Raw genomic sequence first — 21138 nt, 5'->3', positions numbered from 1 at the left:
TGATTATGATCAAAACAGATTTAAAGGAAATGTTAATCGATTTAGACAAAAAACACTTTATCCATCCAACTTCATCTTTAAAACAGCAGCAAGAATCAGGCGCACCATTTATTTTCACGGAAGGGAATGGGGTATATCTAACGGATATTAGCGGTAAAAAGGTTTTAGAAGGGATGGCATCCTTATGGAATGTAAACGTGGGTTACGGCCGGAAGGAACTTGCAGAAGCAGCTCGTGAGCAAATGGAAAAGCTTGCTTATACAAATTCATTCTCTTCCATGAGCAATGAGCCAGCGATACGCCTTGCTGCAAAAATAGCCGAACTTACTACAGGTGACTTAAATGCTGTTTTCTTTACATCAAGCGGTTCCGAATGTAACGATACCGCCTATAAACTAGCAAGATATTATTGGAAGCTAAAAGGTTCTCCAGAAAAAACAAAGATTATATCAAGGAAAAAAGGCTACCATGGAGTCAATATTGGGGCGACTAGCGCAACAGGTATTAGCCCGTTTCATGAGATGACTTCTTCGCTGGCTCCCGATTTTCTACATGTAGAGACGTTTTCAACGGAAGCTCTTCGCGAATGTATAGAAAGAGAAGGAGCAGATACAGTTGCTGCTTTCATTGCTGAGCCTGTACAAGGTGCTGGCGGAGTGAACATTGCTCCGGATGGTTATTTTCAAGAAGTAAGAAAAATCTGTGACGAATATAATATTCTTTTTATTGCAGATGAAGTAATAACGGGATTTGGCCGAACTGGAAAAATGTTTGCTTGTGAGCATTACGGCATTGTTCCTGACATCATGCTCCTTGCAAAAGGAATTACTAGCGGGTACATCCCATTAGGTGCTGTAGTAGTAACTGACCGAATCCATAAAGATCTTATAGAATTTTCAGAAGGGGTACTACTTCATGGATACACATATAGCGGGCATGCAACTGCTTGTGCAGTAGCATTGAAAAATATTGAAATTCTTGAGAAAGAAAACTTAATTGAGAATTCACGATTGATGGGTGAGGAATTATTAAATGGTTTCAATAAGCTCCAAAAAGAAATTGATATAGTAGGAGAGGTTCGAACGCTAGGCTTAATTGGAGCCGTTGAAATTATTAACCCCGAAACAAATAATAGATTTCCTACACATATTGCTCCAAAAGTGAGTGCAGAAGCAGCAAAAAGAGGATTAATCTGTAGAACAGTTGTTTTTGAAGGAATGGACACGATTGTTTTTTCTCCTCCTTTAGTCATTAATAAAAAGGAGATTGAAGAGCTTATATCAATATTGCGTGAAGCGTTGCTAACTGTACAACAAAGCTTATAAGTAGATTAGGTTCCTTACAAAGTATTTGGGATACTCAGTAAGAGTATCCCAAAATTAATTAAATAAAATTTGCTTGCTGATAATAACTTTCATATTGTTTATGAAGATCCTTTAATGCCGCAATTAACGCATTATTCGCCTTGCCTAGGTAGCCTTTTCTTAACTGTTCAAGCGGCTGATCTATACCATCTCTTAAACTATGCCCCTTTAAGAGCATCTTAATATAATTTCTGCCGTGATCAGTCGCTAACGTGCAGGAGGCTTCTACTATTACTCCATATTTTTTATCGATCTCAGCAGTGATCGTTAAGGTTTCAAAAATATTTTTAGCTGCCATTCCAGAAGGTAATTTTGCATGACCAGCAATAAAGATTGTATTCATCTTATCTCTCCTAGTATTTAATATCTTTAGAATAATACAAAAATAGATTTATGTTAAATGAAAGTTGTTTATTTACTTGATTAATAATATCTATATAAAATATACTGAATATTATCAATATTAAAAATAGATATCGATAAGTAATTTCCAATTGGTTAAGGGGGTAAATCACTATGAAACAGACCAGACTCGCAATCGATGTAGGTGGAACATTTACAGATGTATTTAGTTTTGATGAAAAAACAGGAGAAATTTTTGTTACGAAAACTTCCTCTACACCATCGAATCCTGAGCGCGGAATACTTAATGGGATTGAAAAAGCCCAATTAAAAGGAGAAAACATAAAGATGTTCTCTCATGGAACCACTGTTGGTACTAACGCTTTAATAGAAAGGAAGCTTCCTAAGACAGCATTAATTACTACAAAAGGGTTTCGTGATGTTCCAGAGATACGCAGGGGAACAAAACAAGACTTATGGGATGCGTACAAAGATACAGCAAAACCATATATCCAAAGACGTGACCGTTTCGAAGTGAGTGAAAGAATTGATTATAACGGAAGTATATTACTAGACATTGACGAAGAAGAGGTACGTCAGCTTGCAAGGAGATTAAATAAACGAGGAACAGAATCGATTGCCGTTTGTTTCATGAACTCCTATGTAAATGGAGAGAATGAGAGAAAGGTAAAAGAGATTTTTCAAGAGGAGATGCCAAACGTTTATGTTTGCATCTCGAGTGAAGTTTTACCAGAAATTTTTGAACATGAGCGTATGAGTACAACAATTATTAATGCTGTTTTAGGGCCGATAATTAGCAAATATATTTATACGTTAGAAGAAGAAATGAAGCAAAAGGGCTATGAAGATGATATACTCGTTCTCCACTCTGGAGGTGGGGTAATGACCTCTAGTACAGTTCCACGATTTGCTGCAAGAGTTGCTAGCTCTGGTATTGCTGCGGGAGCAATTGCAAGTAAACATATTGCTAAGCTGTGTGGATTTAATAACGCTATTGGACTTGATATGGGAGGTACGAGTACAGATATCTCCCTCATGCATAATGGTGACATTCGAATCACGAAAGATTGGTATATCGAATATGGTTACCCAATTGGCTTTCCAAGTATAGAAATATTAACCATCGGTGCAGGCGGAGGCAGCATAGCTTGGAAGGATGATGGTGGTTCATTAAGAAATGGCCCGCAAAGTGCGGGGGCTATCCCAGGTCCCGCTTGTTATCAAGGTGGGGGCGAGGAACCAACGAACTCGGATGCAAACTTAGTTCTTGGCCGCCTTGGAATCAATCTATTAGATGGTAATATGCAGCTAGATAAAGAGAAAGCAATGGAAGCTGTTGAAAAAATAGCAAAAGAGTTTAATTTTTCAACCGTTGAAGCTGCTAATGCCATTATTGAAGTTGCGAATGCAAATATGTGTGATGCTCTACGCTTAATCTCAGTAAGACGGGGCTATGACCCGCGGGAATTTGCTCTTGTTGCTTTTGGCGGGGCAGGTCCATTACATGGAGCATATTTAGCAAAAGAAATGGAAATTCCGACAGTGATCATTCCACCACATCCTGGAGTCGCAGCAGCAATGGGGTGTCTACTAGTCGATGTACGTCATGACATATCAAAAACATTTGTCAAGAATTTTAGTCATGTCACAATGAAAGAACTAGATTTAGAGTTTTCAAAAATGGAAAAAGAGGCTGTGGAGTTGTTAGAAGAAGAAGGTGTTGCAGAAGAAAACTCTACACTCATGAGCTTTTTAGATATGAGGTATAGCGGACAATGGAGATCATTAGCAATACCGATTAATTTGAAAGCGCATACATTAGATGATGCATTAGAAGCCTTCCATCAAGAACATGAACGTGAATTTGCCTTTTCGGATCGGATGCAATCCGTTGAGATATACGGTTTACGAGTAACTGCATTGGGAACTGTGCCAAAACCAGAATTTCCAAAGTATGGGCCATCTGGTCGTCTCGATGATGCTCTCAAAGAAGTACGAGATGTCTATTTTGATAATAAATTTGTTCACACAAAAGTATTTGACCGAGAAAAAATCCCAGTATTCTCAGAAATTCAAGGTCCAGCGATTGTTGATCAGCTTGATGCAACAACAGTGATACCACCAGACTTCACCGCATTTGTTGATGAATATAGAAATTTGATTCTTACGATAAATAAATAAAAAGAGGTGAAAGGCAATGAGTTTAAATCATTTTACAGAACAGGCTCATGGTAATCGCTTAGATCCTGTTACATTTGAGGTGTTGAAAAATGGTTTCGTCAACCTAGTTGACCAAATGGCGGAACAAATTTTAAGAACCTGTTATTCATTTGTCATTTATAATCGAGATTTCAGCTGTGCATTATGTGATGCTGAAGGAAATACGGTTATGCAAGGGACACAAGATATTTCGGTTCATGTAGGAACATTACATTTAACAGCAAAAGCCGTTTTAGAAGATTTTAAGGATGACATACATCCAGGTGATGTTTTCTTAGTAAACGACCCATACCGAGGCGGAACTCATTTTAATGATACTCGTGTTGTATTACCTGTGTTTTATGATGGGGAATTAATAGCGTTAATGCAGACGAATGGACATTGGGCAGATATGGGTGGATCCACTCCAGGCTCTTTTGATATAAACGCAAAAGAGCATTATGGTGAAGGAATTCGAATTCCTCCAGTAAGAATTTATAGTAAAGGGACTTATTTAAAGGATGTCGTCAACGTACTTGCTTCCAATATGCGTGTTCCTGAAGAGAGAAGCGGGGATCTAAGGGCACAAGTAGAGGCTGCAAAAGTAGGGCAAACTCAATTGCTCGAAATCGTTGCCAAATACGGCATTGAAAAAACACTAATCGCCTTTGAAGAAGTTCAAGATTATGTAGAACGGTTGGCAAAAGTTAAAATTTCAACATTACCAAAAGGGACCTGGCAAACCGTTGATTATATCGATATGGACCCAGAATTAGGCGATGGTCTAATTCCTATACATGTGAAGATGACTATTTCCGACGATGAAATTTTATATGATCTTAGTGGTTCACATCAGTATATTAGCTGTTTTTTAAATTCAGGTTTTGGTGGATCATTATCGGCAACCTATGCAGGAACAAAAACCTTTTTCCCTGAAATTCCTTTAAATTCAGGTTTTTATCGAGTAGTTAAAGTTAAATTACCTGAAAACTCGGTTGTAAATGCCCCTGCTCCAATTGCTGTAACAGGGTTCTGTTCAGGCACTTATGAAAAGATCATGAATGCTTGCTTTGAATTATGGTCAAATATTATGCCTGAAAGAGCTATCGCCTGTTCCTTCAACTTAGAATACTTATTAATTGGCGGGAATGATCAAAGGTCGAATCAAAATAGCTACTTTATGTGGTATGACTGGATGGCAGGCGGCCACGGGGGGCGTAATGATCGAGATGGAGCAAACGCTACTTCACCAGTGTTTGGTGTCGGTTTAAGTGTACAACCATGCGAAGGTCAAGAAAGACTATCACCTGTTATTACGACGAAACATCAAATCATCACTGATTCGGCAGGACCTGGAAAATACCGAGGCGGATGTGGTGTAGAAAAAGGTGGGGTGCTTTCAAAAATAAATAACTCAGTCATGTCTTATTGTTGTGATCGTTCCCGTTCTGTAACATGGGGGATATTTGGAGGATTGCCATCCTATCCACACGGAGCATGGCTAAACCCTGGGAAAGAGGATGAACAATATTTAGGTGCTATTTTTTCTAATGTGAAAGTGAAGAGCGGCGACTCCTTTATTAGACCTTCTGCAGGTGGAGGGGGATTGGGGGATCCACTTGAGAGAGATCCATTAGCTGTTTTAGAAGATGTAATTGATGACTACGTCTCAATTGAGAGAGCAAAAATAGATTATGGGGTTGTGATTAGAGAAATAGACAGAGATCTAGATCTATTTGAAATTGATTTCGAAGAGACTGAATTTGAAAGAAATTATATTCGAAAACATCGGAAACGGTGGTTAGAGATAGACCCGTTCACTGTTGAGGAAAAATTTAATAACAATGAGATTGATAAATTAGATGTCATTCGAAAGTTTGGTGTGATCATTGATTATTCAACCAATAAAGTATTATTAAAATCAACAGAACAATTTAGAGAATCGATGAAAAGACGTTCGTTAGCTTATTGGAATTAATTTTAAAAAACAAGGGTCAATTCGGCCCTTGTTATTAAAATAAATATAAAAAAGGGGATGAACAAATGGCTGAGATTTCAAAACCGAATGTTTTTACAGATGAGGAGTCTAGTAAAGAAGTAAAAAAGGATGACTTTGCACTTGAAAAGGTCCCACTTGAAGGTAGGACAATGGGTTGGAAAAGCATCACCAATGTAACTCTCGGAGTGGCAACAGCTATGATCTTCATGCAAATGGGAAGCTTAATGGCAGTTAACTTTGGGTCTATCAATGCACTGATAGCAGAAATTTATGCAACAGTTGTTGCTGGTGCATTAGGTATCGGAATTTGTTATTATGCTGCTAAATCAGGATTAAACGTTAATTTATTGGCAAGGGGTGGGGGTTTTGGTTATATAGGGGCATCCATAACCTCCCTCATATATGCTTTGAATTTCATCATGTACTGTGCTATTGAGGGAGCCATCATGGCATTTGCAGTACATGAGTATTTGCCAAGCATTCCAGTTTGGGCGCTTATGGTAATCTTTGGGTTGCTAGTTGTTCCTCTCAATTGGTTTGGAATTAAACAGTTAGATAAGCTGCAAAAATGGTCTTTGCCAATTTTTATTATTTTACTAGGTACCGGCTTCTTTCTTGCCTTTAAGATCACTCCAAAAATTGCTGGGAATGTATGGACCTATTTACCACAAGGATCCGAAGTAGGTGGGGCAGCCCTATTTGCATGTATTGGAATCATGAATGGTTTAGTCGGAATCATGGCTCTACTCGTGTCAGACTATGCAAGATTTATTAAAAAAGAAGAATTTAAAATTGGCGTATTTGCTGTCGGATTTATCCCTCAACTAGTTTGCTTCTTAATCATGGGAATCATTGGTATATGGTTTGGAGTTCGAATGGCAGAAGTAAACCCAGGAATATACTTTGTTCAAATTTTGGGTATTGGTGGGGCATTATTTACAATTTTAACTCAAATTAGGATCAATATTACCAACTTATATAGTGGATCATTGTCATTGGCAAGCTTCTTTGAAAACGTATTTAAATTTAAACCTGGGAGAACATTCTGGGTTGTGTTTACATCGATTGCTGCAATTATATTAATGCTAGGTGGAGTATTAGATCATATCGGAAATCTACTAACCTTCCAAGGAGTTTTTCTTTTATCTTGGGCAGCGATATTAGTATGTGATGCGGTCGTAGTGAAGAAAATATTAAAAATTGGTCCAAATTATTTTGAACATCGCCAAGAATATCTATATGCGTGGAATCCTGTTGGAGTTATTTCAATCATTGTATCTAGTGTAATTGGTTCAATTGCCGCTTTCGGATATTTAGGCGTCTTTTTACAAAATGTAGCTGCATTTTTCGCTGCAATCATCGCTTTTGTGCTTACAATTGTTTTAGCTTTAACAACTAAAGGCAAATATTACAGTAAGAAAGAAGCTGATGATGTTTCAGCCAATGAATTCATTAGCTAAAAAATAGTATATTGTATTCATCTAATTATTAATAAGATTAATAGAAAAAGAAACGAAGTATTTTATATCACCAATTTCAATATATACAAAATATTCTCCAAACTAACAAAAAGGCTAAAAGAACGGAATTTCGTCCTTTTAGCCTTTCTTAATTTTAGAAGGGTTATTAATTTTATATAAAACAGGATCAGCAACTATAAATTGCTCTTCCACATCTTTTCCTTTTGGCAATTTCTTTTTTACAATTTTCCCGTCAAATTCAAGTATATCACCAGGGGAAAGCTCAAATTTTTTCAAAGTCTTTGAATGTGAGCACCATGAAAGTCCGACCTCAATAGGGTTTTCTAGCTGGATGACCAGGTTTTCAAGGATAATCACTTCATCATTTTCTTCATTAAAATTATTCCAGCTTAAAGAAAATTGTTTAACGGACGCTGTAAAATGGACCTTTTCTTCCGGGAGCTCAAGTTTGACTGGTTTTTCTTTTTTCTTGCTTGGCTCCTTTGGTGATTCAGGGACTTTATCCTCTGCCGGATGCATTTCTGTCTTTTCTTTCTCGTTACTAGGAGACGGCGAAGATTCAGCAGCATCTGAAAAACTGCCTTTTCCAAAGCTTGAAGCCTGCATTTCTTTCAGATAGGCAGGATGGATGCAGCATAGATTCCCATCTTGAAATTCTATAACAATTGTGTTTATTTCAGGATTTTTTTCATATACTTCATAGCCTTTTACAGTGACGGTATATTGAAGGTTTTTCTCCTTATATAGAAATTGCTTTTTCACTTCTTTTGTCGTTGATAGACCCCATTCTCTGACTTTTTCAGCGTAATGGCCCTCATCAGTAAATGTTTCATAGCTTCCTTTAGGAGGCAGGAAAGTAACTTCGTTTAATTGAGATGAAGCGGCTGACAATATTCCTCATCCTTTCTTCTTTGAATTAATATGTAACTGCCACGGTTAGATTATCATTAATGTCATTTAATCTCAACTTTAAATGTGTATTCAGTGAAAGTGAGCATAGACGAAGCCTTAGTTGAGATAGAATGATATTCTTATATGAAATTACATGTTAAACTAATACTAACAAATATTAACATAAAGAGAGGATCATAATGATAAAAGCGATTTTTTTTGATTTAGATGATACCTTACTATGGGACCAAAAAAGTGTAAAAGAAGCGTTTTGCGCAACATGTAAAGTTGCGGAAGAACGATATGGTTTGGATCCAGTCCAATTTGAGGAAGCGGTTCGTGAGGAAGCAAGAAATTTATATGCTTCCTATCAAACATATCCTTTAACACAAATGATTGGGATCAATCCATTTGAAGGACTATGGGGAAATTTTTTAGACGAGCACGATGATTTTAGGCTAATGAATGAAATCGTGCCATCCTATCGAAAAGATGCTTGGACATTAGGACTCAAAAAAATGGGAATTGACGATCCAGGATTCGGATTTGTATTGGCCGAACGCTTTCCTGAAGAACGAAGAAAAAATCCTTTTGTATATGAGGAGACCTTCCAAGTTCTCGATGCATTAAAGGGGAAATACAAGCTTTTATTATTAACAAACGGTTCACCCGATTTACAAAAGACGAAACTGACGATTACACCAGAGATTGCTCCATATTTTGATCATATTGTTATTTCGGGTGATTTCGGAAAGGGGAAGCCAGATCCGTCCATTTTTGAACATGCACTTTCGCAAGTGGGATTACATAAGGATGAAGTGATGATGGTTGGAGATAACTTAATGACCGATATTCTTGGCGCAAATCGAGCTGGAATTAAATCGGTATGGATTAATCGAAATGAAAATAAACGGAATGAAATTATTCCTACATACGAAATCAAGCATTTGGAGGAGCTTTATCATATAATAGATGAGTTAAAAAATATATAACAAAGAGTCATTTTTCAATAATTGTTATGATAAAGAACCAATCTTTTTGTTTACTTAATGAAGTGCTGAATTCTCTTAAGATTAAGAAGAAATTCAGCACTTTTTTCATCTTTGACTTTTGATTATTATGATCCATTTTTTGATGCAGCAGTACGATTTCGAATACTGCCAACTATCAATAACAACAATGGAAATCCAATCATATTAATAGGCAGAACATATTTAACCCAATACTCATTTACATATTCTGTGCCAAATAATTTGGTGGTTGGCTGTAAAATAGCGATTAAAAATGTAATTATCGCAACAAACCAAATCATTTTTCGCCAATCTTTTAATTTGAGAATTTGTGCTGTCCCATAACTCGCTGAAAAAAAATACAAGGATACCTTGATAAATGCACTAAGTATCCATACTAAAACAGCAATAATCTCTAAATTTTGGATGAAGTTCATCACATTGATAAAGCGGATCGTTTCAAAAGCTGGAAACAAAAATTTACTTGCTACCTCAGGTCCGAATATCGTTAATACACTAATGATGACTGTACTTACTAAAAATCCTGATAGGGCTATTCCCCATATTGCTTTTAATGGACCTTGCTTAGGTTGATCCATGAACGAAATCATCATCATCATTATTACTGATTCTCCCAAAAATGAAAGTGGAGAAAAAGAACCCTTTAAAATCTCCCGGAACCCAGTTTCTGAATAAATAGGTAAAATTCTATCGAACTCCATGTTTGGTAGCGATAGAATCACTAATAGAACGACCATAAGTAAAACCATTGGTCCAAATACCTCGCTGCAACGTGCGATTCCTTCTATTCCTCCGGTATAGGTTACATAGATCATTAACAACAGCATTGTCAAAATCAATATCCATGATGGTGTTGTAGGCAGTAATATAGTAATGGTGAATTCTGCAAATTCTCCTAAAATGGTACCGATAACAGAATACCATTGGATAAAATAAAAAAAGATGATAATCGTTCCAAGCCACTTACCCAAAATAAGTTTAGTGAATTCAACCAACGTTTTGTTTGGAAAAAAAAGACCCACTTTTGTTGCAGCAAAAACAACCGCAATTCCAAAGAAAATAGCAATTAAAGAGGAAATCCATGCGTCTTGTTTGGCAACAATAATTGGTGGTCCAACGGTAAGCAGGAGCATATTGCCTGTTTCGAAAGTGAACATCAGCCAAAAGATTTGCAAACCACTAATTTTCATTTTTTGATCTCACTTTCTTTATACAATAAGGATGGTCCAGTCATGCCAATCCGTTTTATTTTCAAATTTACTTGCACAGACACTTCAGCTTCTGAAAAAAGATTGTCCCATTCCTTATTCAATGATTTCCACTGCCCAGGATGCTTTTTACGAATGGTCTCACCGAACCCAAAGATATCTTCGCCGTACTCTTTTTGAGCTTTTGTAATTGTTTTGTGAATTTGTTTTTTGACCCTTTTCTCAAATTTCCTTTGCATATCCTTAATATTCTTCGGCTCCACTAGGTCTAAATTCGAATTATTTTCAAGGAGAGATCCTTCTCCTGTCAGCTTTACGACAAATCTTAGTTTTTTATTTCTGCTTATTTCTGGTACAATATCACTTTTTAATTTTGTTAAATTCAAACTTGCACTCCCATCCTTTACAGGCGCCGAAATAGTCATGTTTTTTAAATTCCCCATAACCCAAAGAAAGTGTCTATTTTCTTGATTGTTTAAATATCCGATTAATTCAAGCTCCTCATTAAAAATCGCAAGTCCTGCTAATCGCAATATTGACTTGGAGGAACTTTCCTGTCCCTTATTTTCTCCATCATCAAAATTCCCCATTTCAACGACAGGCAAGGTTGGACGAATACCGTCGCTGTTAGCAGCAATCAGGAAATTCAAAAAAGCTTTATCGCCTCTTCCTCCAGCCTCTTTATGCGCTTTAATTGTTGCTGTAGCTGGCGGTTTTTCTAACGGGTAATTCAGATTAAGCGCTTCTTTTGCTGTACCTTCTTTTACAACAAATACATCGGTCCGTATACTGACTTCATGACTGCGGCTATTTACATCGAGGTGATTTTTTATCCCATGTTTAGCAAATTCTTCACCAAAAAAAACGACCCGCCTCTGGCCTGAAAATTCTTTTCTTGATAATTTCTCCTGAATGTTTTGCATAGAATCATTCACATTTTTTCCATTAGATGATATGGTTAAAAACTCTTTTGCAGCTCCGCCACCTCCATTTTGGGATTGCATCAAGGAGGGAACCACAATTTGCCCGCTAAATTGAAGGTCTTTTTTTTCATCAAAATCAAATCCAGTTGCAAGCCAAATAGCTCTATCATTTAATTCTTTGCGGTCCCAACAACCCGTTGTAAAAATTATGCAAAAGCAAAATACATAACAAAAAATGCTCCTTCTGCTCATTTATTTTCCCTACCTTGCTTTGAACTAGGTTTTTGCCCTTTTGGTATCCGTTTTTTATTCCAGCCAGAGGTAAAGGGAGGACGGTAGTTATAAACCCATTTAGGCACTCTTACGATAACATCCTTTAAACCAGACGGAATCTGAGGAGCAACCGGGCTGAAATAAGGAACTCCAAAGGAGCGAAGATTAACAAGATGAATCGTAAGGGCAATAAAGCCGAAAACAATCCCATACAAACCAAAAATCCCAGCTAAAATTAACAAGACAAACCGGATCATCCGAAAAGCGGTTCCAAAATTGTAGCGCGGTATAGCAAACGATGAAATACCAGTTGCTGCAACAACAATAACCATCGGTGCAGAAACAATACCAGCCTGCACTGCCGCTTGTCCTATGACGAGCGCCCCAACAATACTTACCGCCGAACCGACAGCTCTAGGCAACCGTATCCCCGCTTCACGAAGGCCTTCAAACACGACTTCCATAATTAACGCTTCAATAATGGCTGGAAAGGGAACTCCTTCTCGTGCAGCGGCAACACTAATGAGCAGGTTAGTCGGAATAAGCTCAGGATGATAGGTTGTAAGTGCGACATAAACAGAAGGTAAAAATTGTGAAACATTCAATAAAATAAAGCGAATAATCCGTATGAAGGTAGTATAAATAAAACGTTCGTAATAATCCTCAACAGCTTGTAAACCACTCCAAAATGTCATAGGAATTAATAGAACAAAAGGAGTATTATCTACGAAAATTGCGATTTTTCCTTCTAAAAGACTCGCTGCAACAATATCCGGTCTTTCTGTATTTTGTATTTGTGGGAATGGGGAAAAAGGAAAGTCCTCAATGAATTCCTCAATAAACTCAGATTCTAAAATGCCGTCAATTTGTATGCGCTCTAATCGGATGCGAACTTCTCTCAAAACAGATTCAGCTGCAATCCCTTCAATATAGGAAATAGCCACATCTGTTTGAGAAAATTCTCCGATAGTGAACGGTTCAAATTTAAGTTTTGTGCTTCTAATTCTTCTCCGTAAAAGGGCAGTATTTGTTCGTATTACTTCTGTAAACCCGTCTCTTGGTCCACGTAAACTGACTTCTGTTTGCGGCTCTTCAATACTTCTTTTTTCAAAACCTTTCATATCTACAATAATGGAATTCTGTTCACCCTCTACCAAAAACCCGATATTTGCTTTTAATATTCCATCTACAAGTTCGGTAATCTTTGAAACAGTCTTCATTTGGGAAATAGCAATGAGCTTTTCTTCTAACATTTGCCTTAGTGAATGAACTTCGCTTAAACCATTAGGAAGACCCTCAAATAGGATGTTCTTTAAAAAAACATCATCAAGGGTTTTTGTATCAACTAAACCATCTATATAAAACAACAGCATTTTCTTTTTTCCGTTTTCAAAGATGGGGCGAATAACAAAATCAGAACAGTTTTGAAAGAGCCCCTTTAACATTTCTTCATTTTGCTCAAGTGAGCCACTAAGAGCTTCAACTTCTTGATTAGGCGAAAGGTGAGAACTCGACTTTTTAAAGTCAAATAGTTTTTTGCGTTTATTAAAGGGGCTCATACTAAAGAATCCTCCTACTGGATACTTGTGAATATTTTTCCAAGTAAGGTGTTTTTTATACTTTTTTTGCAACTCTCATAAATATTAAAAATCATAAATAGTCAAAGCTGTTCATTTATTATTAGGACGTTTAAAATAAGATGGAGTATAACTGAAGGATTTAGGTGAAAACATGAAAACTTATATTGTTATTGGAGCAGGAATATTAGGTGCATCAACAGCCTATCATCTTACTAAAACCGGCGCTAAAGTAATGATTATTGATCGTCAAGATCGCGGACAAGCTACAGTTGCCGCTGCTGGAATCGTTTGCCCATGGCTCACACAACGTCGAAATCAAGCTTGGTACAAGCTGGCAAAAGGAGGAGCAAAATATTATTCTTCTTTAATTAGTCAATTAGAGGAAGATGGAGAAACAGAAACTGGCTACAAAAAGGTAGGGGCTATTAGCATACATACAGATGAAATTAAACTGGAAAAGATGGAAGAAAGAGCGTTCAAAAGGTTAGAGGACGCTTCTGAAATAGGGGAAATTACAAGATTATCTAATGAAGAGTCAAGAGAGAAATTTCCTCCTTTAGCTGAGGAGTATTCTTCGGTTCATATTAGCGGTGCGGCTCGGGTAAATGGGAGAGCTCTCTGCCAATCACTAATTAGGGGCGCCGAAAAGCATGGTGCTACCCTTATATATGGAAACGCAGCTTTAATATTTAATGAAAATAAAGTAACAGGTATAAAGGTCAATGGAGAAGCATATCTTGCCGATCAGGTTATTGTAACAGCAGGTGCATGGGCCAACGAATTATTGCTGCCGCTAGGTATAAATTTTTTAGTTTCTCCCCAAAAAGCACAAATTGTTCATCTCCATATGGGAGAAACAGATACAAGTGAATGGCCTGTCATCATGCCACCGAATAACCAATATATTTTAGCCTTTGCTGGAGGAAGAGTGGTAATTGGAGCTACACATGAAGATGATAAAGGCTTTGATACTCGAGTGACTGCAGGCGGGCTTAATGAAATATACAGTAAAGCGATAGCCGTTGCACCGGGATTAAGCGATAGCGAGGTTCTTGAAACAAGAGTTGGTTTTCGTCCATTCACACCAGGATTTCTTCCGGTGATAGGAGCAGTTCCGGGCTATGAAAGTCTGTTAATTGCTAATGGATTAGGTGCATCAGGCTTAACAGTTGGGCCGTATTTAGGTGCTGAACTAGCAAAGCTCGCACTTGGTAAACCGTTAGAAATTGACATTTCTCTTTATGATGTAGCTGGAGCTATAGAATCATTGAAGTAAGTCTAACTGAATAGGCACCTAATCGGTAATCATGTCAGTGTACTGCCGAGTGGGATACACATAGAAGGCAACAGAACATTATGACTGTTGCCTTTTCCCATATCGAAATACAATATGAAGCGTAAAATTAGTACTGCAATTACATTAAATCATGAAGTTCGGTATCTGAATGAATAGTGATCAGCACAACAGCTTTTCCATCCCCGATATTCTTCACTAAATGGGGAACGCTAGCATGCCAGCTAAAAGAATCACCTTCCTCAATTATAATAGAGTCTTCTCCCTGTTCAGCCAGAACTCTTCCTTCCAATACTAAATGGCATTCTTCGCCTTCATGCACATTTGGATCTCCCATCGAAGCACCTGAAGGGAATTCTACGATCATCATTCTTAATCCGCCTTTAGAAGTTAGATGCTCAATCTTTAAATTATTATATGAAGAATATGTTCTTTCATTTTTTCTAACGACTCGCATATGCTGCTGTTTTTCTAATAATAAATAAGGTAAAGGAACTCCTAAAAAACTGCTGATAGTTTGCAGCGTATTAATAGATGGGGAAGTGTTATTGTTTTCGACATTGCTAATGAATCCCTTTGAAAGGCCTGTTGCTTCACACATTTGTGCAATGGTGATTTTTTTTCTTTTTCGTATTGCTCGAATTTTTGCTCCAATATCCAGTTTAACCACCTCAAATGTTTCCTAATAGACAACTTAATTATATATTAGCAAATAAATGATTGACAATCGATATTAAAAATTGTTATCTTATAAACAACAAATATTCATAAAGAGAAACTTTGTGTATTATTTTTTGTTCATTTGTTTTCTAATATGAATCTTTTATTCTTATAAAAATATCGGGAGTTATTAACTATATACAATTAGAAAAGAAAATAAATGAAAGGATGATGAACAAATGAATGCACCTATGATTTACGAACTTCGGAGACCAGCACAAGTTGAGACCGATCAAACATATCCAGCTTTATTTCTTATGCATGGAATCGGAAGTAATGAACAAAACATGCTATCACTCGTAGATGGATTGGAAAGCCGTTTCTTTATTTTCAGTATTCGCGGTCATCTTCCGCAGCCGCCAGGCTATGCGTTTTTTACAATTCAAGGATATGGGAAACCACATAGAGAAATATTTGATCAAAGCATTAGAAAACTTACAAGCTTTATTGATTTCGCTACTGACAAATACCCAATAGATACTGGCAACCTTTACTTACTCGGCTTTAGCCAGGGAGCAATCCTTGCTAAGACACTCGGATTGACATTGGGTAATCACATAAAAGGAATTGTTGCTCTGAGCGGATACATCCCAGAGTTCATTAAAGAAGAATCCAGCAATAAGCCAGTAGACCAGCTTTCCGTTTTTATTTCTCACGGAGAATTTGATTCTATTCTTCCATATGAGTGGGGTGTAGAAAGTAATCAATACTACCAGGAGAAAGCCGCAAATGTAACCTTTCGTACTTATCAAGAAGGTCATACAGTTTCTTTAGGAAACCAACAAGATTTTATTACGTGGTTACTTGATGATTTAGAGAATTAATAATGACAATAGAGGAGGAATAACATGTTACCATCTTTTTTTATCGCACATGGAGCACCTTTACTAGCAATTGAAGATAATGAGTATACACAGTTTTTACATTCTTTAGGCCGCACATTACCTAAACCGAAAGCAGTTGTTTTATTTTCAGCTCATTGGGAATCATCTGTTCAAAAAGTCAGTGATGTCGATCAGTATAGAACAATCTATGATTTTGGCGGTTTCCCTGAAAGTCTTTACCGCATTCAATATCCGGCTAATGGAGACAAGGAGATTGCAAAAGAAATTGAAGAATTGTTTATTAACAAGGGGATACCATTTGAAGTTGAAACAGAACGCGGCTTGGATCATGGAGCTTGGGTCGTTCTAAGACTGCTTTATCCTGATGCGGATATTCCAGTCATCTCAATGTCTGTGAATCCGAATATAACACCGGAGGAGCAATATAAGGTCGGCAAATCATTATCTGAATTAAGGAAAAAAGATGTATTGATAATTGGCAGCGGAGGAACAGTTCATAACCTAAGTGCCGTAAAGATGGTCCAAGGTGACAGTGTAGTCGATCAATGGGCACTCGGATTTGATGAATGGCTAGCCATTCGTTTAAAAAATTGGGATCTAGAATCACTGTTTAAGTATGATTCATTGGCTCCAAATGCAAGCCTGGCAGTGCCGCCCTATGGGAATGAACACTTTATTCCCATTTTCTACGCAATGGGGGCAGCTGACAACGAAAAATCTGCTAAATTAATCCACCGTAGTTATCGTTATGGAAACCTTAGTCACAGTGTTTGGCAATTTGGATAAGGAGCCACCCACATATAAGAATATTCAAAAAAAATCGTTTTTTTAGAAAAAGCAATTATTATTCGGAGGTATGAAAAATATGAAATATGAAGCAGGAACATTGATTTTACGTGTAATTTTAGGAATCACTTTCTTCATCCATGGATTAGTTAAATTCCAAGGTGGAATTGAAAATATCGTGGGCTGGTTTGAAAGCATCGGTTTACCAGGATTTATGGCTTATGGCGTAGCTCTAATTGAAGTTGTTGGTGGAATTGCATTAATTATTGGATTAGGCAGTAGAATTGTTTCAGCGTTACTAGCTCTAGTAATGATTGGCGCGATCTTAAAAGTAAAATTAGCTGTTGGCTTTTTAGGTAATGGACAAATGGCGGGATATGAACTAGATCTAGCTTTCCTAGCAATTGCCATTTTTATTGCAATCAACGGCAGCAAGCTATTAGCAGTAGATCAGATTCTTTTCAAAGCGAAGAATCAAAATTCCACTACAGCTTAATGTTAAAAATAAACATGAATATTTAAGTTTTATGCATTACTTCTATTTGGAGTAATGCTTTTTTACTTGTTTAGATACGAAATAAAGTATAACCGTAACACTATAAAGCTTTGAACAATTACTAAATTGAAGTAGTATTATATATAACTTTACTTATTGATAAGGAGGGAAGACTATATTGAAGCAAGTAGCTGTTGCCATTATCCATGGAATGGGAAACCAAAAGGAAGATTATGCTGAAAAGATGGCGGCAAAACTTCAGCAAATGTTTTGTGACAAAGCCCAGCCTTTCGTAGATCAAACCGATACTCCACTAATCATTGAATCGGTCTATTGGGCAAAAGTATTTGAGAGCGGTGAGGATGACTTATATAAGCGTTTAGTTCTTGAAGAAAATCTTCATTATAAATGGCTTCGAAGATTTATCATTCATTATCTGGCAGATGCGATTGCTTATCAGCCAGTAGAGACAACGAATCATAACTATCACCTTGTCCATAAAAAAATGGGGGAGGCTCTCGAAGGGCTTGCCCAAAAAGCAGGTTCTGATGCGCCATTATGCTTGATTTCCCATAGTCTTGGCACAGTAATTGCCAGCAATTATTTTTATGATTTACAAATGAACAAAAACAATATTAGGCTTTCCCTTAATGATAAATCTCCTTTAGAAAAAGGAGACTCTTTGGCATTATTTTATTCAATGGGAACGACCTTGCCGTTTTGGAGTCTCCGCTATGACAAGTTTGATCGACCCATTCATATTCCATCACCCAAAATTGAAGAATTCTTCCCAGGACTAAAAGGGGAATGGATTAATTTTTATGACCGACATGATCTATTGGGTTATCCTTTAAAGAAAATAAGTCCTGAATATGAAAGGGCAGTTTCCGAGGATCGGGAAATTAATGCAGGCGGTATGCTTGTGAATTGGAATCCATTATCACATACCGGATATTTAAATGATAAAGATGTACTTATTCCAATCGTCGATGGCTTATTTAGAGTATGGAAGCACATAAACAATATTTGACAATGAAATCATTGCTCCAATAAAAGAGATAATGAGACCTCTTGTTCCTTTTCAGGTTGATCGAGAGGAAAGATTCGCGCAGTTTCATTATTTTCATCTACTTTTTGAATGTAGACCGGAACTCCATTATATGTAACATTAGCCATATCTGGAGAAGCAGCAATTTCTTGTGCACGAAGTTTGTTCATTTAAATGACCTCCTACAATTTAATCACAGTTATAATGTTTACATAAAATTCTTTAAATATTCTTTGAGTTATGGCATTGAACAATTAACAAATAAAGAAAATCGTAAATTTAGGCAACTTTCCAATTGACGTTGCCTTTTCGTATTTTCGGAATTAAATTTATAAAATTATTGAGATGCGTCGCTTCTGACGTAAAAAGATTAAATAATGATGAATGAGTTTCTTATAGCAGAGTTATCAGAAGTTTACATGAAATCAAAGCATTACCAGCATTATCAATCATCATAAAGAACAAAATAAAAATGAGAAGCGATTATTTTGCTTTTCAAAATCACTGTAGAGGAGTGCTTAAATTTGAATAATTGGATGACAGCGCTTTTAAATACAAGGATGTTACAAAATGTATTTGGCAGAAGAAGAAGCAACCGTGGAATGATTTGGGCAACATTGCTGGGGTTAGGTGTTAGTGCTGCAGCAATTGGATTAAATAGGAATCGAAATAATAAAATGATGAATTCATTACAAAATGTAATGAACAATAATATGATGAAACCGTTACAAAATGTAATGAACAATAATATGATGAAACCATTACAAAATGTAATGAACAATGTCCAAACCCAATTTAAGGGACAAATTCCTGATGCTGTTTTAGCAGAGTTTGCAAAAGAATTAGCACCTGGTAATAATTCATTAACAAACAAATAGTAAATATATATGCCCACTTAAATGTGGGCATTTTGATGTTCAAATCCAAAATGAATTATTGACGGGAAATGTAATTTACACAACGTGCTGTTTTATCATATAGGATGCTCGTTATGCTGCCAATAAAGGCACTTCCAATAATATCGGAAGGATAATGATGGCCTACCCATATTCTTGAAAAGCCTGTCAAAATAGATAAAACCCACAAGATTGATCCAATAAAACGTTCATAAAGAAAAATAGAAGTAGAGACAGCAAACATTAGTAGAGTATGCTTGCTTGGAAATGATGAATCCATTTTTGAGGGAATAAGGATACCAACCCGCCGCTTTATAAATGGTCGTGGTTTATAATAAAACAGCTTTATCAATAAGTTCATTACTAAAGTAATCCCTGCAGATATCACCGCATTCCGAGACGCTATTTTATTTGAATTATTTCTGAACCACATGTAAATTAAAACAAAAATAAATACATAACGAATTCTGTTAGATATTAATATCATTAGAAAATCAATTAGTAAACAACGTCCAGAAAGCTGATTGATTGCCTTAAACATCTTGTAGTCCATAAAGCGTATCTCCTTAAATGCTTGATACTGTTAAAATTCCCTTATCATAAAAAAATATGTAAGACTGGAAGGAGACAAAACCTATCCTCTACTACAAGTTATCTCTGCTGTAATAGTATTAAGAAGAACTTATTTGGTTTTAATTCATATTATACACATAAGAATTATACACTTTAAAACAAAAGGTGATGAACATGGGCAGAGAATTTCTAGAAGTATTTGAGAAATGGGCAACTTCCTATGACGAAACTGTGAAGGGCGTTGATCTTGAATATCGCGAAGTTTTTAAAGGATATCAAACAATACTAGAGCAGGTTGCTGATCTTTCATTTGGTCATGTATTAGAATTTGGCGCAGGTACCGGAAACTTAACAGAAAAGCTTGTTGAAAAGGGGCGCTTGGTTACTGCTATTGAACCATCACATGCAATGAGAGAAATTGCTCTTGAAAAATTAAGCGGAAAAGCAAGCATTCTTGATGGCGACTTATTAGATTTTCCTTCAATTGCACCAGTGGATACAATAGTTAGTACTTATGCATTTCATCATTTAACAGATGAGGAGAAAGCAAAAGCGATCTCTATTTATTCGAACATATTAAAGACTGGTGGAAAAATTGTTTTTGCAGATACAATGTATCCCTCAAATATTGAGTATGAACAAGCTATACAAAATGCTAAGGCAGCAAATTTCCTTGCATTAGCGGAGGATTTGCAAACAGAATATTATTCAACGATCCCATATTTACAAAGGATACTTGAAGAGAATGGTTTTTTTGTAACTTTTCATCGTTGCAATGATTTTGTTTGGATTATGAATGCTGTGAAACGATAAAATTGAAATAAATTAGTTTTCTCCTCTTTCCTTTTCGCCCCAATAAAAAGATTCAGAAGAATTTTATGCAGCACAATGACATCCATTTTCTTTCTTTAGTATAGAAAGCAAATGGACTTTTTTCAGAACAAACGTTCCTTCAATGTGTTATAATATAGAAAACTCCAAGATAGGAGGAATAAACCTTAATGGATCGAACCACTATTTTTATTAGCTCTGTTGCTCAAGATTCTCTTAGTAGAGTAGAAAACTGATTTCATAGGGATAGCTTACGCTATCTCTTTTACTTTCAGTTTCCCCTCATCAAACCGTACGTGAAGTTTTCCCTCATACGGCTTTCCGATGTTCTTCTTTC

At 36.5% G+C, this 21138-nt stretch carries 20 protein-coding genes; 12 read left to right on the top strand and 8 right to left on the bottom strand.

What is annotated here, in order from left to right; genetic code table 11:
* Positions 1–5: 5 nt before the first annotated feature.
* A complete protein-coding gene (locus F7731_RS20380; RefSeq protein WP_151536641.1) occupies positions 6–1325 on the top strand; it encodes an aminotransferase family protein in 1320 nt (439 codons plus the stop codon).
* A gap of 58 nt (positions 1326–1383) precedes the next feature.
* Here the strand turns inward: F7731_RS20380 and F7731_RS20375 are convergent, their stop codons facing one another.
* On the bottom strand, positions 1384–1707 hold the full coding sequence (locus F7731_RS20375; protein ID WP_151536640.1) for a DUF3870 domain-containing protein: 324 nt from the start codon (positions 1705–1707) through the stop codon (positions 1384–1386).
* A gap of 173 nt (positions 1708–1880) precedes the next feature.
* On the opposite strand from F7731_RS20375, the gene F7731_RS20370 reads away from it, so the two are divergent.
* The 3 genes from F7731_RS20370 (at position 1881) to F7731_RS20360 (ending at position 7385) form a co-directional block, all read left to right on the top strand.
* Positions 1881–3908, top strand: coding sequence for a hydantoinase/oxoprolinase family protein (locus F7731_RS20370; protein WP_151536639.1), 2028 nt, complete (start codon positions 1881–1883; stop codon positions 3906–3908).
* 16 nt (positions 3909–3924) lie between these two features.
* Positions 3925–5904: a hydantoinase B/oxoprolinase family protein gene (locus tag F7731_RS20365; RefSeq protein WP_151536638.1), complete on the top strand. Its 1980-nt coding sequence runs from the start codon at positions 3925–3927 to the stop codon at positions 5902–5904.
* Between the two features lie 65 nt (positions 5905–5969).
* Positions 5970–7385, top strand: coding sequence for a purine-cytosine permease family protein (locus F7731_RS20360; RefSeq protein ID WP_151536637.1), 1416 nt, complete (start codon positions 5970–5972; stop codon positions 7383–7385).
* A 138-nt stretch (positions 7386–7523) separates the two neighbouring features.
* On the opposite strand, the gene F7731_RS20355 is transcribed toward F7731_RS20360, so the two are convergent.
* A complete protein-coding gene (locus F7731_RS20355) occupies positions 7524–8297 on the bottom strand; it encodes a hypothetical protein (RefSeq protein ID WP_246197343.1) in 774 nt (257 codons plus the stop codon).
* 200 nt (positions 8298–8497) lie between these two features.
* Between F7731_RS20355 and F7731_RS20350 the strand changes: the two genes are divergently transcribed.
* A complete protein-coding gene (locus F7731_RS20350; RefSeq protein ID WP_151536635.1) occupies positions 8498–9289 on the top strand; it encodes an HAD family hydrolase in 792 nt (263 codons plus the stop codon).
* 125 nt (positions 9290–9414) lie between these two features.
* On the opposite strand, the gene F7731_RS20345 is transcribed toward F7731_RS20350, so the two are convergent.
* The 3 genes from F7731_RS20345 to F7731_RS20335 are packed head-to-tail and all read right to left on the bottom strand — an operon-like array spanning position 9415 to position 13291.
* Positions 9415–10518 carry a GerAB/ArcD/ProY family transporter gene (locus F7731_RS20345; RefSeq protein ID WP_151536634.1) on the bottom strand — a complete coding sequence of 368 codons (1104 nt, stop codon included), beginning with the start codon at positions 10516–10518 and terminating at the stop codon, positions 9415–9417.
* Positions 10515–11711, bottom strand: coding sequence for a Ger(x)C family spore germination protein (locus tag F7731_RS20340; protein WP_151536633.1), 1197 nt, complete (start codon positions 11709–11711; stop codon positions 10515–10517). The genes F7731_RS20345 and F7731_RS20340 overlap by 4 nt, the downstream gene beginning before the upstream one ends.
* Positions 11708–13291: a spore germination protein gene (locus F7731_RS20335; protein WP_151536632.1), complete on the bottom strand. Its 1584-nt coding sequence runs from the start codon at positions 13289–13291 to the stop codon at positions 11708–11710. The genes F7731_RS20340 and F7731_RS20335 overlap by 4 nt, the downstream gene beginning before the upstream one ends.
* Positions 13292–13463: 172 nt before the next feature.
* Here F7731_RS20335 and F7731_RS20330 point away from each other — a divergent pair, with 172 nt between their 5' ends.
* Complete coding sequence (locus tag F7731_RS20330; RefSeq protein ID WP_151536631.1) at positions 13464–14588, top strand: NAD(P)/FAD-dependent oxidoreductase; 1125 nt, start codon at positions 13464–13466, stop codon at positions 14586–14588.
* A 139-nt stretch (positions 14589–14727) separates the two neighbouring features.
* Here F7731_RS20330 and F7731_RS20325 read toward each other — a convergent pair whose 3' ends face one another.
* Positions 14728–15267, bottom strand: coding sequence for a helix-turn-helix domain-containing protein (locus tag F7731_RS20325; protein ID WP_151536730.1), 540 nt, complete (start codon positions 15265–15267; stop codon positions 14728–14730).
* Positions 15268–15505: 238 nt separating this feature from the next.
* Between F7731_RS20325 and F7731_RS20320 the strand changes: the two genes are divergently transcribed.
* The 4 genes from F7731_RS20320 (at position 15506) to F7731_RS20305 (ending at position 18483) form a co-directional block, all read left to right on the top strand.
* A complete protein-coding gene (locus tag F7731_RS20320; RefSeq protein WP_151536630.1) occupies positions 15506–16150 on the top strand; it encodes an alpha/beta hydrolase in 645 nt (214 codons plus the stop codon).
* A 24-nt stretch (positions 16151–16174) separates the two neighbouring features.
* Positions 16175–16957, top strand: coding sequence for a dioxygenase family protein (locus F7731_RS20315; RefSeq protein ID WP_151536629.1), 783 nt, complete (start codon positions 16175–16177; stop codon positions 16955–16957).
* A 70-nt stretch (positions 16958–17027) separates the two neighbouring features.
* Complete coding sequence (locus F7731_RS20310; RefSeq protein ID WP_151536628.1) at positions 17028–17453, top strand: DoxX family protein; 426 nt, start codon at positions 17028–17030, stop codon at positions 17451–17453.
* Between the two features lie 178 nt (positions 17454–17631).
* Positions 17632–18483, top strand: coding sequence for a chemotaxis protein (locus F7731_RS20305; protein ID WP_151536627.1), 852 nt, complete (start codon positions 17632–17634; stop codon positions 18481–18483).
* A gap of 8 nt (positions 18484–18491) precedes the next feature.
* On the opposite strand, the gene F7731_RS20300 is transcribed toward F7731_RS20305, so the two are convergent.
* Positions 18492–18671 (bottom strand): small acid-soluble spore protein H, encoded by a 180-nt coding sequence (locus F7731_RS20300; RefSeq protein WP_151536626.1) that lies wholly within the window; start codon positions 18669–18671, stop codon positions 18492–18494.
* 354 nt (positions 18672–19025) lie between these two features.
* Between F7731_RS20300 and F7731_RS20295 the strand changes: the two genes are divergently transcribed.
* A complete protein-coding gene (locus F7731_RS20295) occupies positions 19026–19379 on the top strand; it encodes a hypothetical protein (protein ID WP_151536625.1) in 354 nt (117 codons plus the stop codon).
* A gap of 55 nt (positions 19380–19434) precedes the next feature.
* Here F7731_RS20295 and F7731_RS20290 read toward each other — a convergent pair whose 3' ends face one another.
* On the bottom strand, positions 19435–19950 hold the full coding sequence (locus F7731_RS20290) for an undecaprenyl-diphosphatase (protein WP_151536624.1): 516 nt from the start codon (positions 19948–19950) through the stop codon (positions 19435–19437).
* Between the two features lie 194 nt (positions 19951–20144).
* Here F7731_RS20290 and F7731_RS20285 point away from each other — a divergent pair, with 194 nt between their 5' ends.
* Positions 20145–20783 (top strand): class I SAM-dependent methyltransferase, encoded by a 639-nt coding sequence (locus F7731_RS20285; RefSeq protein ID WP_151536623.1) that lies wholly within the window; start codon positions 20145–20147, stop codon positions 20781–20783.
* Positions 20784–21138 lie beyond the last annotated feature (355 nt).

It is taken from the genome of Cytobacillus depressus (assembly GCF_008923245.1).
GTDB lineage: Bacteria > Bacillota > Bacilli > Bacillales > Cytobacillaceae > Cytobacillus > Cytobacillus depressus.
Note: the sequence above shows the minus strand (reverse complement) of the source record. Positions and strands in the feature narration are given on the sequence as shown.

What these genes read in the sequence shown, in the direction of transcription:
- F7731_RS20370 (WP_151536639.1), top strand. Translation starts at nt 1,881, where the DNA reads ATGAAACAGACCAGACTCGCAATCGATGTAGGTGGAACATTTACAGAT.
- F7731_RS20290 (WP_151536624.1), bottom strand. Translation starts at nt 19,950, where the DNA reads ATGGACTACAAGATGTTTAAGGCAATCAATCAGCTTTCTGGACGTTGT.
- F7731_RS20315 (WP_151536629.1), top strand. Translation starts at nt 16,175, where the DNA reads ATGTTACCATCTTTTTTTATCGCACATGGAGCACCTTTACTAGCAATT.
- F7731_RS20375 (WP_151536640.1), bottom strand. Translation starts at nt 1,707, where the DNA reads ATGAATACAATCTTTATTGCTGGTCATGCAAAATTACCTTCTGGAATG.
- F7731_RS20340 (WP_151536633.1), bottom strand. Translation starts at nt 11,711, where the DNA reads ATGAGCAGAAGGAGCATTTTTTGTTATGTATTTTGCTTTTGCATAATT.
- F7731_RS20300 (WP_151536626.1), bottom strand. Translation starts at nt 18,671, where the DNA reads ATGAACAAACTTCGTGCACAAGAAATTGCTGCTTCTCCAGATATGGCT.
- F7731_RS20285 (WP_151536623.1), top strand. Translation starts at nt 20,145, where the DNA reads ATGGGCAGAGAATTTCTAGAAGTATTTGAGAAATGGGCAACTTCCTAT.
- F7731_RS20360 (WP_151536637.1), top strand. Translation starts at nt 5,970, where the DNA reads ATGGCTGAGATTTCAAAACCGAATGTTTTTACAGATGAGGAGTCTAGT.
- F7731_RS20350 (WP_151536635.1), top strand. Translation starts at nt 8,498, where the DNA reads ATGATAAAAGCGATTTTTTTTGATTTAGATGATACCTTACTATGGGAC.
- F7731_RS20335 (WP_151536632.1), bottom strand. Translation starts at nt 13,291, where the DNA reads ATGAGCCCCTTTAATAAACGCAAAAAACTATTTGACTTTAAAAAGTCG.
- F7731_RS20380 (WP_151536641.1), top strand. Translation starts at nt 6, where the DNA reads ATGATCAAAACAGATTTAAAGGAAATGTTAATCGATTTAGACAAAAAA.
- F7731_RS20310 (WP_151536628.1), top strand. Translation starts at nt 17,028, where the DNA reads ATGAAAAATATGAAATATGAAGCAGGAACATTGATTTTACGTGTAATT.
- F7731_RS20365 (WP_151536638.1), top strand. Translation starts at nt 3,925, where the DNA reads ATGAGTTTAAATCATTTTACAGAACAGGCTCATGGTAATCGCTTAGAT.
- F7731_RS20330 (WP_151536631.1), top strand. Translation starts at nt 13,464, where the DNA reads ATGAAAACTTATATTGTTATTGGAGCAGGAATATTAGGTGCATCAACA.
- F7731_RS20320 (WP_151536630.1), top strand. Translation starts at nt 15,506, where the DNA reads ATGAATGCACCTATGATTTACGAACTTCGGAGACCAGCACAAGTTGAG.
- F7731_RS20345 (WP_151536634.1), bottom strand. Translation starts at nt 10,518, where the DNA reads ATGAAAATTAGTGGTTTGCAAATCTTTTGGCTGATGTTCACTTTCGAA.